Source organism: Staphylococcus simulans (genome assembly GCF_002902285.1).
Lineage (GTDB): Bacteria > Bacillota > Bacilli > Staphylococcales > Staphylococcaceae > Staphylococcus > Staphylococcus simulans.
On the sequence record NZ_PPRU01000073.1, the window covers coordinates 1 to 10,088 of the forward strand.

General features: G+C 35.3%; 25 protein-coding genes. 3 read left to right on the forward strand and 22 right to left on the reverse strand.

The window, feature by feature from the left end:
• From CD112_RS12935 to CD112_RS12990, 13 genes are all read right to left on the reverse strand, one after another.
• On the reverse strand, positions 1-189 hold a 189-nt coding region (locus CD112_RS12935; protein ID WP_506546933.1), incomplete at its 3' end, for a dCTP deaminase/dUTPase family protein.
• Positions 189-425: a hypothetical protein gene (locus CD112_RS12940; RefSeq protein WP_103364438.1), complete on the reverse strand. Its 237-nt coding sequence runs from the start codon at positions 423-425 to the stop codon at positions 189-191. The genes CD112_RS12935 and CD112_RS12940, both read right to left, overlap by 1 nt.
• Entirely contained in the window at positions 425-850 is a 426-nt protein-coding gene (locus CD112_RS12945) for a YopX family phage-derived protein (RefSeq protein ID WP_103364439.1), read from the reverse strand. The genes CD112_RS12940 and CD112_RS12945 overlap by 1 nt, the downstream gene beginning before the upstream one ends.
• A gap of 16 nt (positions 851-866) precedes the next feature.
• Positions 867-1,331 carry a YopX family phage-derived protein gene (locus CD112_RS12950; protein ID WP_015978124.1) on the reverse strand — a complete coding sequence of 155 codons (465 nt, stop codon included), beginning with the start codon at positions 1,329-1,331 and terminating at the stop codon, positions 867-869.
• Positions 1,321-1,521 carry a hypothetical protein gene (locus CD112_RS12955; RefSeq protein WP_103364441.1) on the reverse strand — a complete coding sequence of 67 codons (201 nt, stop codon included), beginning with the start codon at positions 1,519-1,521 and terminating at the stop codon, positions 1,321-1,323. The genes CD112_RS12950 and CD112_RS12955 overlap by 11 nt, the downstream gene beginning before the upstream one ends.
• On the reverse strand, positions 1,521-1,697 hold the full coding sequence (locus CD112_RS13670) for a hypothetical protein (protein WP_158263702.1): 177 nt from the start codon (positions 1,695-1,697) through the stop codon (positions 1,521-1,523). Before CD112_RS13670 ends, CD112_RS12955 begins: the two co-directional genes overlap by 1 nt.
• Positions 1,698-2,120, reverse strand: coding sequence for a DUF3310 domain-containing protein (locus tag CD112_RS12960; RefSeq protein ID WP_103364442.1), 423 nt, complete (start codon positions 2,118-2,120; stop codon positions 1,698-1,700).
• The gene (locus CD112_RS12965; RefSeq protein ID WP_103364443.1) at positions 2,121-2,648 is read right to left on the reverse strand and encodes an SA1788 family PVL leukocidin-associated protein; all 528 of its coding nucleotides are present in this window, start codon (positions 2,646-2,648) and stop codon (positions 2,121-2,123) included. It abuts the gene before it with no gap.
• 2 nt (positions 2,649-2,650) lie between these two features.
• Complete coding sequence (locus CD112_RS12970) at positions 2,651-2,836, reverse strand: hypothetical protein (protein WP_103364444.1); 186 nt, start codon at positions 2,834-2,836, stop codon at positions 2,651-2,653.
• Positions 2,837-3,244, reverse strand: coding sequence for a RusA family crossover junction endodeoxyribonuclease (locus tag CD112_RS12975; RefSeq protein ID WP_103364445.1), 408 nt, complete (start codon positions 3,242-3,244; stop codon positions 2,837-2,839).
• A complete protein-coding gene (locus tag CD112_RS12980) occupies positions 3,228-3,410 on the reverse strand; it encodes a hypothetical protein (RefSeq protein ID WP_070724741.1) in 183 nt (60 codons plus the stop codon). The genes CD112_RS12975 and CD112_RS12980 overlap by 17 nt, the downstream gene beginning before the upstream one ends.
• Positions 3,410-4,195 carry an ATP-binding protein gene (locus tag CD112_RS12985; protein WP_070684218.1) on the reverse strand — a complete coding sequence of 262 codons (786 nt, stop codon included), beginning with the start codon at positions 4,193-4,195 and terminating at the stop codon, positions 3,410-3,412. Before CD112_RS12985 ends, CD112_RS12980 begins: the two co-directional genes overlap by 1 nt.
• Positions 4,196-4,924: a conserved phage C-terminal domain-containing protein gene (locus tag CD112_RS12990; protein ID WP_070463388.1), complete on the reverse strand. Its 729-nt coding sequence runs from the start codon at positions 4,922-4,924 to the stop codon at positions 4,196-4,198. It lies immediately after the preceding gene.
• 62 nt (positions 4,925-4,986) lie between these two features.
• Here CD112_RS12990 and CD112_RS12995 point away from each other — a divergent pair, with 62 nt between their 5' ends.
• Positions 4,987-5,637 carry a hypothetical protein gene (locus CD112_RS12995; RefSeq protein WP_060804384.1) on the forward strand — a complete coding sequence of 217 codons (651 nt, stop codon included), beginning with the start codon at positions 4,987-4,989 and terminating at the stop codon, positions 5,635-5,637.
• Between the two features lie 111 nt (positions 5,638-5,748).
• Here CD112_RS12995 and CD112_RS13000 read toward each other — a convergent pair whose 3' ends face one another.
• The 7 genes from CD112_RS13000 to CD112_RS13030 form a co-directional block, all read right to left on the reverse strand.
• Complete coding sequence (locus CD112_RS13000; RefSeq protein ID WP_103364446.1) at positions 5,749-6,411, reverse strand: putative HNHc nuclease; 663 nt, start codon at positions 6,409-6,411, stop codon at positions 5,749-5,751.
• 12 nt (positions 6,412-6,423) lie between these two features.
• Positions 6,424-6,870 carry a single-stranded DNA-binding protein gene (gene ssb, locus CD112_RS13005; protein WP_103364447.1) on the reverse strand — a complete coding sequence of 149 codons (447 nt, stop codon included), beginning with the start codon at positions 6,868-6,870 and terminating at the stop codon, positions 6,424-6,426.
• Positions 6,870-7,541, reverse strand: a complete 672-nt coding sequence (locus CD112_RS13010; protein WP_070867124.1) for an ERF family protein — start codon at positions 7,539-7,541, stop codon at positions 6,870-6,872. Before CD112_RS13010 ends, ssb begins: the two co-directional genes overlap by 1 nt.
• Positions 7,541-8,026, reverse strand: a complete 486-nt coding sequence (locus tag CD112_RS13015; RefSeq protein ID WP_103364448.1) for a siphovirus Gp157 family protein — start codon at positions 8,024-8,026, stop codon at positions 7,541-7,543. Before CD112_RS13015 ends, CD112_RS13010 begins: the two co-directional genes overlap by 1 nt.
• A 2-nt stretch (positions 8,027-8,028) precedes the next feature.
• Positions 8,029-8,295: a DUF1108 family protein gene (locus CD112_RS13020; protein WP_060803545.1), complete on the reverse strand. Its 267-nt coding sequence runs from the start codon at positions 8,293-8,295 to the stop codon at positions 8,029-8,031.
• Positions 8,296-8,398: 103 nt separating this feature from the next.
• Positions 8,399-8,614 (reverse strand): hypothetical protein, encoded by a 216-nt coding sequence (locus CD112_RS13025; RefSeq protein WP_103364449.1) that lies wholly within the window; start codon positions 8,612-8,614, stop codon positions 8,399-8,401.
• A gap of 123 nt (positions 8,615-8,737) precedes the next feature.
• On the reverse strand, positions 8,738-8,992 hold the full coding sequence (locus CD112_RS13030; protein WP_103364450.1) for a hypothetical protein: 255 nt from the start codon (positions 8,990-8,992) through the stop codon (positions 8,738-8,740).
• Positions 8,993-9,050: 58 nt separating this feature from the next.
• Between CD112_RS13030 and CD112_RS13840 the strand changes: the two genes are divergently transcribed.
• Positions 9,051-9,173: a hypothetical protein gene (locus tag CD112_RS13840; RefSeq protein ID WP_256274653.1), complete on the forward strand. Its 123-nt coding sequence runs from the start codon at positions 9,051-9,053 to the stop codon at positions 9,171-9,173.
• Here the strand turns inward: CD112_RS13840 and CD112_RS13035 are convergent.
• Positions 9,163-9,396 (reverse strand): hypothetical protein, encoded by a 234-nt coding sequence (locus CD112_RS13035; protein WP_070626520.1) that lies wholly within the window; start codon positions 9,394-9,396, stop codon positions 9,163-9,165. The two genes, CD112_RS13840 and CD112_RS13035, sit on opposite strands and share 11 nt — an antisense overlap.
• 70 nt (positions 9,397-9,466) lie before the next feature.
• Between CD112_RS13035 and CD112_RS13040 the strand changes: the two genes are divergently transcribed.
• On the forward strand, positions 9,467-9,802 hold the full coding sequence (locus tag CD112_RS13040; protein WP_070626519.1) for a hypothetical protein: 336 nt from the start codon (positions 9,467-9,469) through the stop codon (positions 9,800-9,802).
• Here CD112_RS13040 and CD112_RS13045 read toward each other — a convergent pair whose 3' ends face one another.
• Complete coding sequence (locus CD112_RS13045; protein WP_070626518.1) at positions 9,803-10,021, reverse strand: Thoeris anti-defense Tad2 family protein; 219 nt, start codon at positions 10,019-10,021, stop codon at positions 9,803-9,805.
• Positions 10,022-10,088: the final 67 nt, after the last annotated feature.

Consider the following 10,088-nt stretch of genomic DNA (forward strand, 5'->3'; position numbering starts at 1 on the left):
TCTTGAAGTGAGTAATCCCACATATCCTTTAGGAATGTTGACTGCTAGATCAGTTTTGATAATCGCTTTCTCTTGCGGTTCAAGTATCTTAGTTTCTGCTGAGTAGATGTCATAGCCAGCGTCCGTTGCATTAGCACGTGTCGGCATTGTTGCGTTTTCTGATAGTAATTTGATTTGTAGTTTAGTCATTATTTTTTGTCCTCCACTTTTGATACTTCATATCTAATTCCACTCAACACTTCGCTATCTGGTTCGCCTTCTACTTGTTGGTCGTCAATCATTTCTTTAATGCGATCAAACGCCTTTGCCTTTTCCAACACTTCTACTCTTTCTTCATAAATTTCTTGACACGTTTTTATATCTTTAAATTTTTCAGCTAATTCTTTGGCCCCTTCAATATCTAGTATCATGTATTTGTATTTCATCACTCACTGCTCCTCTCCAGTAATTCAGGGTTTTCATAAATATTTCCAACAACTTCCCCGATTTTTGAAATGCGATAAATATCTTCATAATATTCGTTGTTATCTTCAGTTAATCTGAATCTTGCTTGCTCCTTTTCATATGTGATAAAACCATATATTGTAGCTTGCCAACCATGACCATGATGTCCCAACCACTTAAGAATATCGCCCTCATAAATTTCTGTTCCGTTTTTGTCTTTCAGACCAGTCGACATCATCACAATTCTATTAATGTTGCCATCTTTTTCGATTAAATCCAGGTCTTCAATATGGTCGAACCAAATAGTGAATCCCATATCAAAGTCTTGTTGTTCAGCATAACTCATGCCTTTCTGATAATCAGTTCTATATCTTTCTCTATCAAACTCTCTGAATTTAGGTATCATTTCGTTTACTCCTCGCTTAATAAGTTTTATTTTCGAGTAACTCTGAGTGTTGGTGTTTATTACCTAATACTTCAAACACACAGTTTATATCTGACATATACATTTGAGGTATAATTCCTAGATATGTGTTTTTCAAATCTTTAATATCGAACGTTCCTTGTTTATAAACTACAACACCAATGTATGTTTTATCCTCCATAATTTTAGGCTCGACATCTTGCACTAACACTTTGACAACGTCGCCCTCATAAATCTCTCTACCGTTTTTGTCTTTCAAACCAGTGTACTGCATTAGTTTAAAACAAAGGGCAGCGAAATATTCAGATTGCGAGTTATCAATTTCCCCGTAACCTGTGTCGTCAAGGTGATGATTAAAAGCTAATGCACTAACGTTTTTATCGAATGCATTAAATTCAATAACGCCTATGTCGTATCTCATTTTATTTTCTAACGAATCCCACGCTCTGAATTTAGGTTTCATCCCGTTTCCTCCTATTACGTTCATAATCGGCTCTGTCAGCTAACACAGTGATGCGTGTAGGGCTTGCATCAATCACGAACCCCTTTACACCTCTGCTTTGTAACTCTTGCTCTAGTTGCGTTAAACTACGTCCTCGTGTGTCTGATTTGAAACGCTGTTTAATTGTGTTTGTAAGTTCTCTGCTAGCCATTACAAAATTCCTTCATCATTGAATTTATGATTTAGTGATTGTCCTTGCTCTAATTGTTCGACAATTCTCTTGATACACAGCTTTGCATGCAACTCACGCATGTTATCCACATATAACTCTCCTGTACATGTATTCAATTGAGCGTTTGCGTATTTAAGCGCCTCTTTTAAGGTCATTTAAAGCCCCTCCTTGAGACGTTGAGCATAATCGATGATTTTATCCAGCTCTTTATCTAATGCGTCTTTACGACCCAGCCTTGTGGCGTATTTGATGATATTAAACTTCATAGACGCAATCCATTCATCTTTGGTAAATTGTTGACGCGTAAATTCAATTACATCTGTTTGACCGGAATAATGTTCAGGAATATTTTTGCAATCTTCAAAATGTTCAGCTTCCTTAAAAGATATGGGCAGTCTGTCGAAGTAGTCTTTATCAGTTAATTCAATTTCATTAACTTCCCCATCCAACAATACACTTGCAGTTTCTTGAGTGAAATTTTTGTAACTGAATGCAGTAACACTTCCACACTTGCCCTCTTCTCCATCGTCACTCCAAATAATAATACGATCGTTCAAATTCAAATCTCTAACTTTCATCTAACGCACCGCCTTTGGATAGATAGATGTGCCCATAAGATATTGTGTGTATTCATCGCGTGCATATGGTGGCTGCGGTGTGCCGTCGTATAGCCAAGGACGCTCTTTTCTTTTGCGTGCTTCTGCTTGTTCTTTTTGACGTTCTTTACGTAAACGGTCCTTATAAACCAAATTGCGCAAAGCATCTTTTTCACGTTCTACAATATAAAACTCTGTTTCCAGCGGTAAAATATCGTCCATAATGTGTCCGTCATTTAAATATTTAATAATTGCTTGCGGCGGAACTTTAGACCTTTTCAAATCTTCGGCTACGATGTAAAAAATGAGACCTTTATGTTTAATCTTTCGGCATATTTTACCTTTGTACATCACATGATTGAAATTGTATTTAAGCGCATCTTCTATATCCCAACCTTTATCAAATCTTTCTTGCAAATCTTTAGAAGATACTTTTAAATTTTGAGATGCATATAAGATTTTTTGAGTTCCAATCTCAATCGTTTCACCTTTATAAATAAATTTTCCCATGATTAGTACCTCCACTCGATATTATCGATTTCTTTAATTTCGCCATCTATATGCTCTTTTGCGTTTCTGAATATACGTTCGATTACTTGTTCTTCTAAATCTGCTAATTCCTCATGTTTTTTAAGCCGTACAGGAACATCCTTTTCAAACGTAATCGTATATTGCATACGCATTGTTTCTTCTCGCATCTAATCAACCTCCGTCACAGACATGACAATCTTCGGTTCATCTGCATACTTTTTAAAACTTCTGACCTCTACAATTTGGTTATCGTCTTTCCATAGATGTTTGTTTGCAGCGTCTAATACAGTCTTGATCAAGTTGTCTATGTCTGGCTTAGTGCGTTTATACTGTCCTATCATTGATAACCTTTTCTTATTACTCCAACTTTGCGGTGGATTGAATAAAAACTCTATCGTGACTATTAAGTCGCTTTCCAACATAGCCTTAGGCATCTGCTTTTGTATAAAGTCTTTATGCGCTGTATAAGTTGAAGGCATATACGTTTGTACATATTTTCCTCTATTCGCAAATCTCGGTCTTGGTGAAGCCATAGGTGCTTTATGTGTTTCATTGAACTTAATTTCTATTTCCATAAGACACCTCTATTTGACGCACAGCGGGCGTTGTACGACGTTTTTTACATTGGTATAGGAATAAGTCGTACAATCTATCAGCGTTGCCCTGTGCTTGTGTAATCATCATCTCTGCAAATACTGAACTGCAGTTAAGATGACGCATGATATATTCTTTGGTTAACATCAAAAATTTAACCCTCGCATTCTGTAATCCTCGCCATTCATATTGATTGTTGTTGTATTTTTCATCATTCGACTAAATATTTTGGCCAGATCCTTATTTTGTATCAGTTCTTTACTACTGTTATTAGTAGTGATGATATTGTGCTTGCCAGTACGTGATTCCATTACTTCAAACAGCTTCTGTACACCGAAATTGCTTAATGATGTTCCATAATCATCTAATACAAGCAAGTCAACATCAGATATTGCTTTATCTATTTCTCTTTCAGTAATTTGAGAAGATTTGTTATATGTGTCTTTATAGGTTGTAATTAACTGCGGCACATTCATATATAAAACCGAGTAACCTTTCTCTTTTACACGCTTGATAGTGGCCATAGATAAATGGCTCTTACCTGTACCATAACTGCCGAATAATAAAATGGATTGTTTGTTATCTAAAGTGAAGTTGTTCGCATATCGTTCTAGTAATGCTTTCGCTCTAGCAAGTTGTTCACTTGTAGGCTGGTAATTATCAAAGGTTGCATCTGCCAAATCATCATTGATGATTGATTTTTTAAAGATTGCGTTTGCTTTAATACGTTGTTGTTTTCTTTTAAAGTTTTCAGTCGATTGTTTAGCGAATGCTATCATGTCACAATCACAACCATCTTTGATGATTTGACCGTTATCGAATTCGTAGTAATCATAATCTCTACCGCACTTGCTGCAATGCAATCCTAATTCCTGATTAACTATCTTATTTTTAAATTTCGTTTTTTTAGCTATTTCAGAAAACAAGTTCATCTAAAACACATCCTCATATTGCTTTTTCCATTCTTCGTCAACAGCGTTGGGTTGTTGGTGGTTAAGATAACCTTCAAACTTAGTACCGAATAACGTTTCAGGTCTCAGATACTGGTTCATCTTTTTATCTTCCAGCCATTGATCGCTCATGTTGTCTATTACTTTTTTGAAGTCGTCTAAGTTAAATCCTTCTTTAACTCTAGCTCTAATTAGGGACTGAGTCTTTTTGGTAGTATGTTTATATTGCTTGCCTGTTCTTTTATTCAAATAATCTATTACCTGTTGATACGGTGCTGTCGGGTTGCCCGACATAGTATCTATTCTATTTATAGTATTATCTCTTGTATTATTAATACTTGTATTATTCTCTTGGAAGTTTGCTTCCATAGGGGGTAGGAAATCTTTTTCTATACCCCTATGGAATTTATTTTCTACAGGTATAGAAGATTGCGTCATGGGGTACATTCTTCTCTGTTTAACTTCATTGCCTTTATATTTGAATTCTATTGTTAAGTAACCTTGCTCTTTAAGGTTGTTTACTCTTGCTGATATAGTTCTTTTAGTTACATCGTATAACCTTGCAAAATAATTATTACTTGCTGTACAATAGCCGAATTTGTTACTCAATGCTGTGATTTCTGCGTATAGTAATTTCTCGCTATCAGTGAGTCTATTATCATACCTAACAGCTGCAGTGATTATTGCGTAATAACTGGGTTGGTCGCTCATATGCATTCTCCTTTCTGGTATAATCTTTCTGAATGCTTTTGCATCGGATTGGAGGTGGTAAAATGTATATCGATCCATTAAAAGATGTCAGACCCATATTGAATAAAAATATTTTCAACTTAAGAAACACCATGTTTCAAGCAACAAAACCTTCTAAAGAGTTGAGAAAAACTATTAATCAGATGACGAAATTCAACGATATTTACAAAAACACACTGCTAGATATAGGTCATATTAATTTGAAAAATATCGATACTTCAAATTTGGTGAAAATCAAAGTGCCTACTATTGACATCTCAATGAATTTTAGAAATAACTTATTTTCTGAAAAGACACTTCAAGCATTTAAGGCCCAATCGAATTTTTCTGTAAAGGAAATTACGCGAATTAACAATGTACTTCGCTATTCTTTTATCAATCCCGTTAACCTTTGTAGTGTTAGTGACTCCTTCAATTCTTCCTATCCAATAAGTAATAAAAGCGAAAATAGAAAAGAAGATGACATCGACAATACCAAAATGCAAAAGTATGCACCTCCAACTAAAAAAATGATTAATGCAACTTCGTTAGTCTTCACCCCAAATATTTCATGGAGTTTATTCTCTGGAGTAATGTATAACGAACCTGTTAATGTCCCTATTTCAATATTTGTGTTACTTATTTCTTTAATTTGTTTTTACTTAACATTTGATTACAAAAGTGATGATGAATAATTAATTTATCGAAAAAGAGGGTCCTATAATTTCTAGCATTCCTAATCTCTTCCGCCAAGATGAAGATTAGGAGTGCTATTTTGATTGCTTGTAATCTATCCACTTCCTCCTCTATCCTTTCAACATTTTGTTAAGCCGATCATCTACTGAAATCCACGAGTTCTCTAAATGATGTAATTTATCAAAACTTTCAACGCCCATATTATGTTGGGATTGATGATGATCTCTGCATAGTGCTAACACTTCATATCCGTAATGATTCATTGTCTTACGGTTCTTTCCTCTACCTATTGCGTAATGGTGTGCAAGGTCTGAATGAGGTTTACCGCAGATAACACAGTTACGGTTGACTGTAGACCAGTACAAGAAAGATTTATCTTGTTTAAGCAGGTCGCTTGTTTTATAAGTTAATGGAATATTGTTATGAAAAATCCAATCAAGAGTAACCTCTATGATTTGGTTTGCTTGGGTACGTGTACAGTCGCTTAATGAGAGACGTTTTTCATACCCATAGAGGACTTCTACGTAATCCATGAACAAATACCTCATATAGTCTCGAGGTTGCCCTGTGTGGCTCTCTATGTCATTACATAAAGCGAATATTTTCCGGCGTTGTTTATCGCTAATTAGAAAAGGATCTACTACCTTTACTTCGACTTCTACATCCATTCCGTTATCCAGTAACAAGGTTTCTTTGTTGCCAAGTTTTACATTCTTGATGACGGCAGTAATTGTACCGTCATCTTCTTGAATGTAATTAGTGATTCTTTGCATTTAAAACCACTCCTAGAAAGGTAAATCATCCGTATCCATATCAAAGTTGTTGCTATTATTGAATGGATTGTCGCTTTGAAGCGCCTTCTCTCTTTGCTGCACTTGGTTATTTGATTGGTTATTGTTTGAGGATTGTGTATTCTTAGGTTCTAGGAATTGCACACTGTCACATACGACTTCCGTAACAAATACACGGCGGCCTTCGTTGTTTTCATAGCTGCGTGATTGTAAGCGACCATCGACACCTGCTAAACTTCCTTTATTCAAATAATTATTGACGTTTTCTGCTTGTTTACGGAATACAACACAGTTGATAAAGTCCGCTTGTTGCTCTCCGTTTTTATCTTTAAAATTACGGTTGACCGCTAGTGTGAATGTTGCTACATCTACACCGCTTTGCGTTGTTCTGAATTCCGGGTCTTTTGTTAAGCGACCTACTAATACAACTCTGTTAATCATTATTCATTCTCCTTTGCTTGTTTTGACCAGTTATCTAATTTTTTGATGCACACAGTGATTTGACTATTACTTAAACTCTGAATATCATTAATGCCTAGTTGTCGCTGCACATCATCAACACTTACTTGTTTTCCTACAGACTGCATAAGTTCGCTGAATTTCAGCATTTCTTCTTTTAATGTCCCAATCGCTTTAGCATCTGGTTTGGTATATTGCTCGCGCTTTTGTTTAGCATCCGCGTCATCCTCATCAGTAGGGATATTGAAGAACTTCATTAAAAAGTAACGTTCAGCATAAGTTAGTGCAGTACCATGCGCTTTAGAAACATCGTCTTGTTGTCCGACAGAATAGAATGTTACTTCAAGCTTTTCTTCTGGCTTATCCGCATTGATCCATACATATGTCAATTTCATTTCGACGACAAATTCAGATGTTGTGACTTCTCTATTTGCTTTTTTATTGAACCTCGTAACTTCAATTTTTTTATAGTTTTCTTCTGTTGTACTAGGAACAAGCAATAAATTATGTTCAATCATTTTACTTCTGATTCTGTGTAATACTTGCGAACCACTAACATATGAGTAGTTGTAGCCTTTAGTATCTTTAGTGAATCCATCTATATTAGCTTTAACGTCAGCTATTTTCTGGAATAGGTTCATTTCTTGCTCCATTATCTAATCACCAGACTTTCAGTCACTTTAAGTTCAGCACCTGGCACTTCTTTGCCCGCTTTCAAGTCATCCGTCAACTGCTTAGCATTTAACTTAGGTGCTTGAGATAACCAGTATTCATCAGGGATTAACTTTTCATCTGTAACTGATTTACTCGGTGCATTTCGCTTCTTAAATACATAGTTTTTAGAGGTACGATAATTGTCTAATTCTTGAACTTCCAACATGTCCTGCAGGTAGCCTTTCAATTTATCAGCTAGGTTCAGTTTCTGTTTTTTTAGAGTTTGCAGACGCTTGATTTCTTTGTTTATAATTTCAACATCGCCTTCTGCTGAGCGCTTGAGTCCGATAATGTTATCAACTTTAGTGTCCATATCAGCTTTAATTGCATCTAATGTGTCCTTAATATCTTCAAATGAATAACCTTCATCCATTTTGTCTAAAACTTCTTTGTAGCCTTCAGATAAGTTATATAAGCTGGCCATATTTAACCCCACCCTTTCGAAAAGTAAGCCATGATTTTGTCTAGTTCATCTGTCTGTTCTTCGATAAATGTATATACATCTTGTTTAATAATTTCTTCTGCAGTTTCTATGTCTGATAAACTGGCGACTGCTGTTTTTGTGACGTAAACATTACTTACAGTCGAAATTAAAATACTGATATGATCATCTTCTCTTGCGATTTCTCTCATAAACTCAAAGCCGTCTACCTTGAATTTATGGCGCACTACTGCACCTTGTTCAAAATACATTTGCTTATCCCTCCAATTTTTGATATTGTAGAGGCTGAAAAAACTGATGTAATTTTCAACCTCTACTCTGACTGTTAGCAATTGCCGTTGCTAGCAGTCTTTTTTAATACTTAATCGTAAATAACGTAATATACTCGTCGTCATCGACTGCTTCCTCTGTTTCATCTTCTTCGAAGTACCAGACATCGAAGAACAGATAAACCGCTAATGATAAAAGCAATGACCATGCTGCCGATATAATAAAATCTTGTGTGATAAATGTCAGGACGGATGTGCTTGCAAAGCAGAATGCGTATGCGATCCAGAATGATTTTTGCATTTTTCCATCTCCTGTTCGTACGTTTTTTGAATGGCTCCATGCTTCCACATAAACTCAAGCCAGTATTGGCATAGTTCCGCGCTAGGTTGTTTTTGTGTTTTTTCTGACATGCTTTGTTTCCTCCTAAAATTGTTCTCTGCTTGGACTTGTAAACCCAGTTCTTTCAATTGCTGGTAACTTGTCTTCATTAACTAAGTGTTTGACTGAAAAATCATAACCACCTAAAAATTCGCTGTGTGTTTCCCAACTAAAATCAACTTCACTTATTGTTTGAATCTTTTTACCTTTATAAATGATTACTGGTGGTGCGTTGACATTCTCTACTTTGATCACTAATAAATGTTTTCTTGTAAATTTGGTAATGAGTTTGTTTATCATTGTGATAAGCCCTTTCGTGTATAATGTTGTTATCTCCTAGTGGAAGGAGGTGATGCTTATGGCTAAAGATCATGTGACAATCGAGACATCTTGTCCTAATTGTGGTAAACGTATGAAAATCACTACTAAGAAAAAGCACAATAAATGCCCAAGATGTAAACTCGATTTCATTAGAAAGTAGTCTCGAATGTAATACCTTCATCAATTAACTCTTCAATAGTTTCTCGAGATTTTTCGAGTTCACGGATAGCTTTGTTGATTTTTAATTGTTTGATTTCTAGGTCTTTATTGTTGATATTTAATTGATGAACTACTTTAGGTCTGTTTTTATCTAGCACCTTTTTAGCGACTATTGCAGTAGTTGCTATTAAGAGTGCTATTTTGATTGCTTTGAGTTTGCTCATTTCGTTTCACCTCCTTTAATTCGTTCTATCGATTGCGCTATTTGGTATAATCACCTGGGGAGGTGATATTATGCTTACAAACGAAGCAAATTTTGTTTTGCATCATTTTTATAAGATATATAAAGACCGTTTAGATGAAGGATATCCTGAAAAAATGGCCCGTTATTTTTATGACGATGAACAAGTACATCATAATTATTTTTTAGGCTTTAACTTCGATGATTTTTTAATCTATACAAAAGAGCTTTCTTCAAATGAATACGTTACACTCGGATATGGCGATGGTGGGTTCTCCGAACTAATAATCAATCCAAAAGCAATCATCGAAATGGAAAATTTATATAAAAATAATGCTAAAAAATTCATTAACACTTTAATAGACTTAAAAAAACTAACGGGAGCTTGATTATTCTCCTACAACATGCCATTCATCAGATATTAAGTCCTCTGCCAATGGTTGCCATCTTTGCTTATAGGACTTCTTATCTGGGATGGTGTACAACATGCCGTGGTACGGGTCATTTGTAGGTAATATGTTTCCTCTTAAACCTTCATTTTTTAAATCTTTTCTATAAATCGCTTTACCTTTTTCCATAGCTAACTTTGTTGCTTCTTGAATGTTCACTTTGTTTCCTCCTTTAATCCCGCTCGATTGTGGGTTTTGTTCATAATTTTTCTGCTATACTCCTTAT

Coding starts and splice junctions, on each gene's coding strand:
- CD112_RS12940 (WP_103364438.1), bottom strand. CDS start 425: ATGAAATACAAATACATGATACTAGATATTGAAGGGGCCAAAGAATTA.
- CD112_RS12945 (WP_103364439.1), bottom strand. CDS start 850: ATGATACCTAAATTCAGAGAGTTTGATAGAGAAAGATATAGAACTGAT.
- CD112_RS12950 (WP_015978124.1), bottom strand. CDS start 1,331: ATGAAACCTAAATTCAGAGCGTGGGATTCGTTAGAAAATAAAATGAGA.
- CD112_RS12955 (WP_103364441.1), bottom strand. CDS start 1,521: ATGGCTAGCAGAGAACTTACAAACACAATTAAACAGCGTTTCAAATCA.
- CD112_RS13670 (WP_158263702.1), bottom strand. CDS start 1,697: ATGACCTTAAAAGAGGCGCTTAAATACGCAAACGCTCAATTGAATACA.
- CD112_RS12960 (WP_103364442.1), bottom strand. CDS start 2,120: ATGAAAGTTAGAGATTTGAATTTGAACGATCGTATTATTATTTGGAGT.
- CD112_RS12965 (WP_103364443.1), bottom strand. CDS start 2,648: ATGGGAAAATTTATTTATAAAGGTGAAACGATTGAGATTGGAACTCAA.
- CD112_RS12970 (WP_103364444.1), bottom strand. CDS start 2,836: ATGCGAGAAGAAACAATGCGTATGCAATATACGATTACGTTTGAAAAG.
- CD112_RS12975 (WP_103364445.1), bottom strand. CDS start 3,244: ATGGAAATAGAAATTAAGTTCAATGAAACACATAAAGCACCTATGGCT.
- CD112_RS12980 (WP_070724741.1), bottom strand. CDS start 3,410: ATGTTAACCAAAGAATATATCATGCGTCATCTTAACTGCAGTTCAGTA.
- CD112_RS12985 (WP_070684218.1), bottom strand. CDS start 4,195: ATGAACTTGTTTTCTGAAATAGCTAAAAAAACGAAATTTAAAAATAAG.
- CD112_RS12990 (WP_070463388.1), bottom strand. CDS start 4,924: ATGAGCGACCAACCCAGTTATTACGCAATAATCACTGCAGCTGTTAGG.
- CD112_RS12995 (WP_060804384.1), top strand. CDS start 4,987: ATGTATATCGATCCATTAAAAGATGTCAGACCCATATTGAATAAAAAT.
- CD112_RS13000 (WP_103364446.1), bottom strand. CDS start 6,411: ATGCAAAGAATCACTAATTACATTCAAGAAGATGACGGTACAATTACT.
- ssb (WP_103364447.1), bottom strand. CDS start 6,870: ATGATTAACAGAGTTGTATTAGTAGGTCGCTTAACAAAAGACCCGGAA.
- CD112_RS13010 (WP_070867124.1), bottom strand. CDS start 7,541: ATGGAGCAAGAAATGAACCTATTCCAGAAAATAGCTGACGTTAAAGCT.
- CD112_RS13015 (WP_103364448.1), bottom strand. CDS start 8,026: ATGGCCAGCTTATATAACTTATCTGAAGGCTACAAAGAAGTTTTAGAC.
- CD112_RS13020 (WP_060803545.1), bottom strand. CDS start 8,295: ATGTATTTTGAACAAGGTGCAGTAGTGCGCCATAAATTCAAGGTAGAC.
- CD112_RS13025 (WP_103364449.1), bottom strand. CDS start 8,614: ATGCAAAAATCATTCTGGATCGCATACGCATTCTGCTTTGCAAGCACA.
- CD112_RS13030 (WP_103364450.1), bottom strand. CDS start 8,992: ATGATAAACAAACTCATTACCAAATTTACAAGAAAACATTTATTAGTG.
- CD112_RS13840 (WP_256274653.1), top strand. CDS start 9,051: ATGGCTAAAGATCATGTGACAATCGAGACATCTTGTCCTAATTGTGGT.
- CD112_RS13035 (WP_070626520.1), bottom strand. CDS start 9,396: ATGAGCAAACTCAAAGCAATCAAAATAGCACTCTTAATAGCAACTACT.
- CD112_RS13040 (WP_070626519.1), top strand. CDS start 9,467: ATGCTTACAAACGAAGCAAATTTTGTTTTGCATCATTTTTATAAGATA.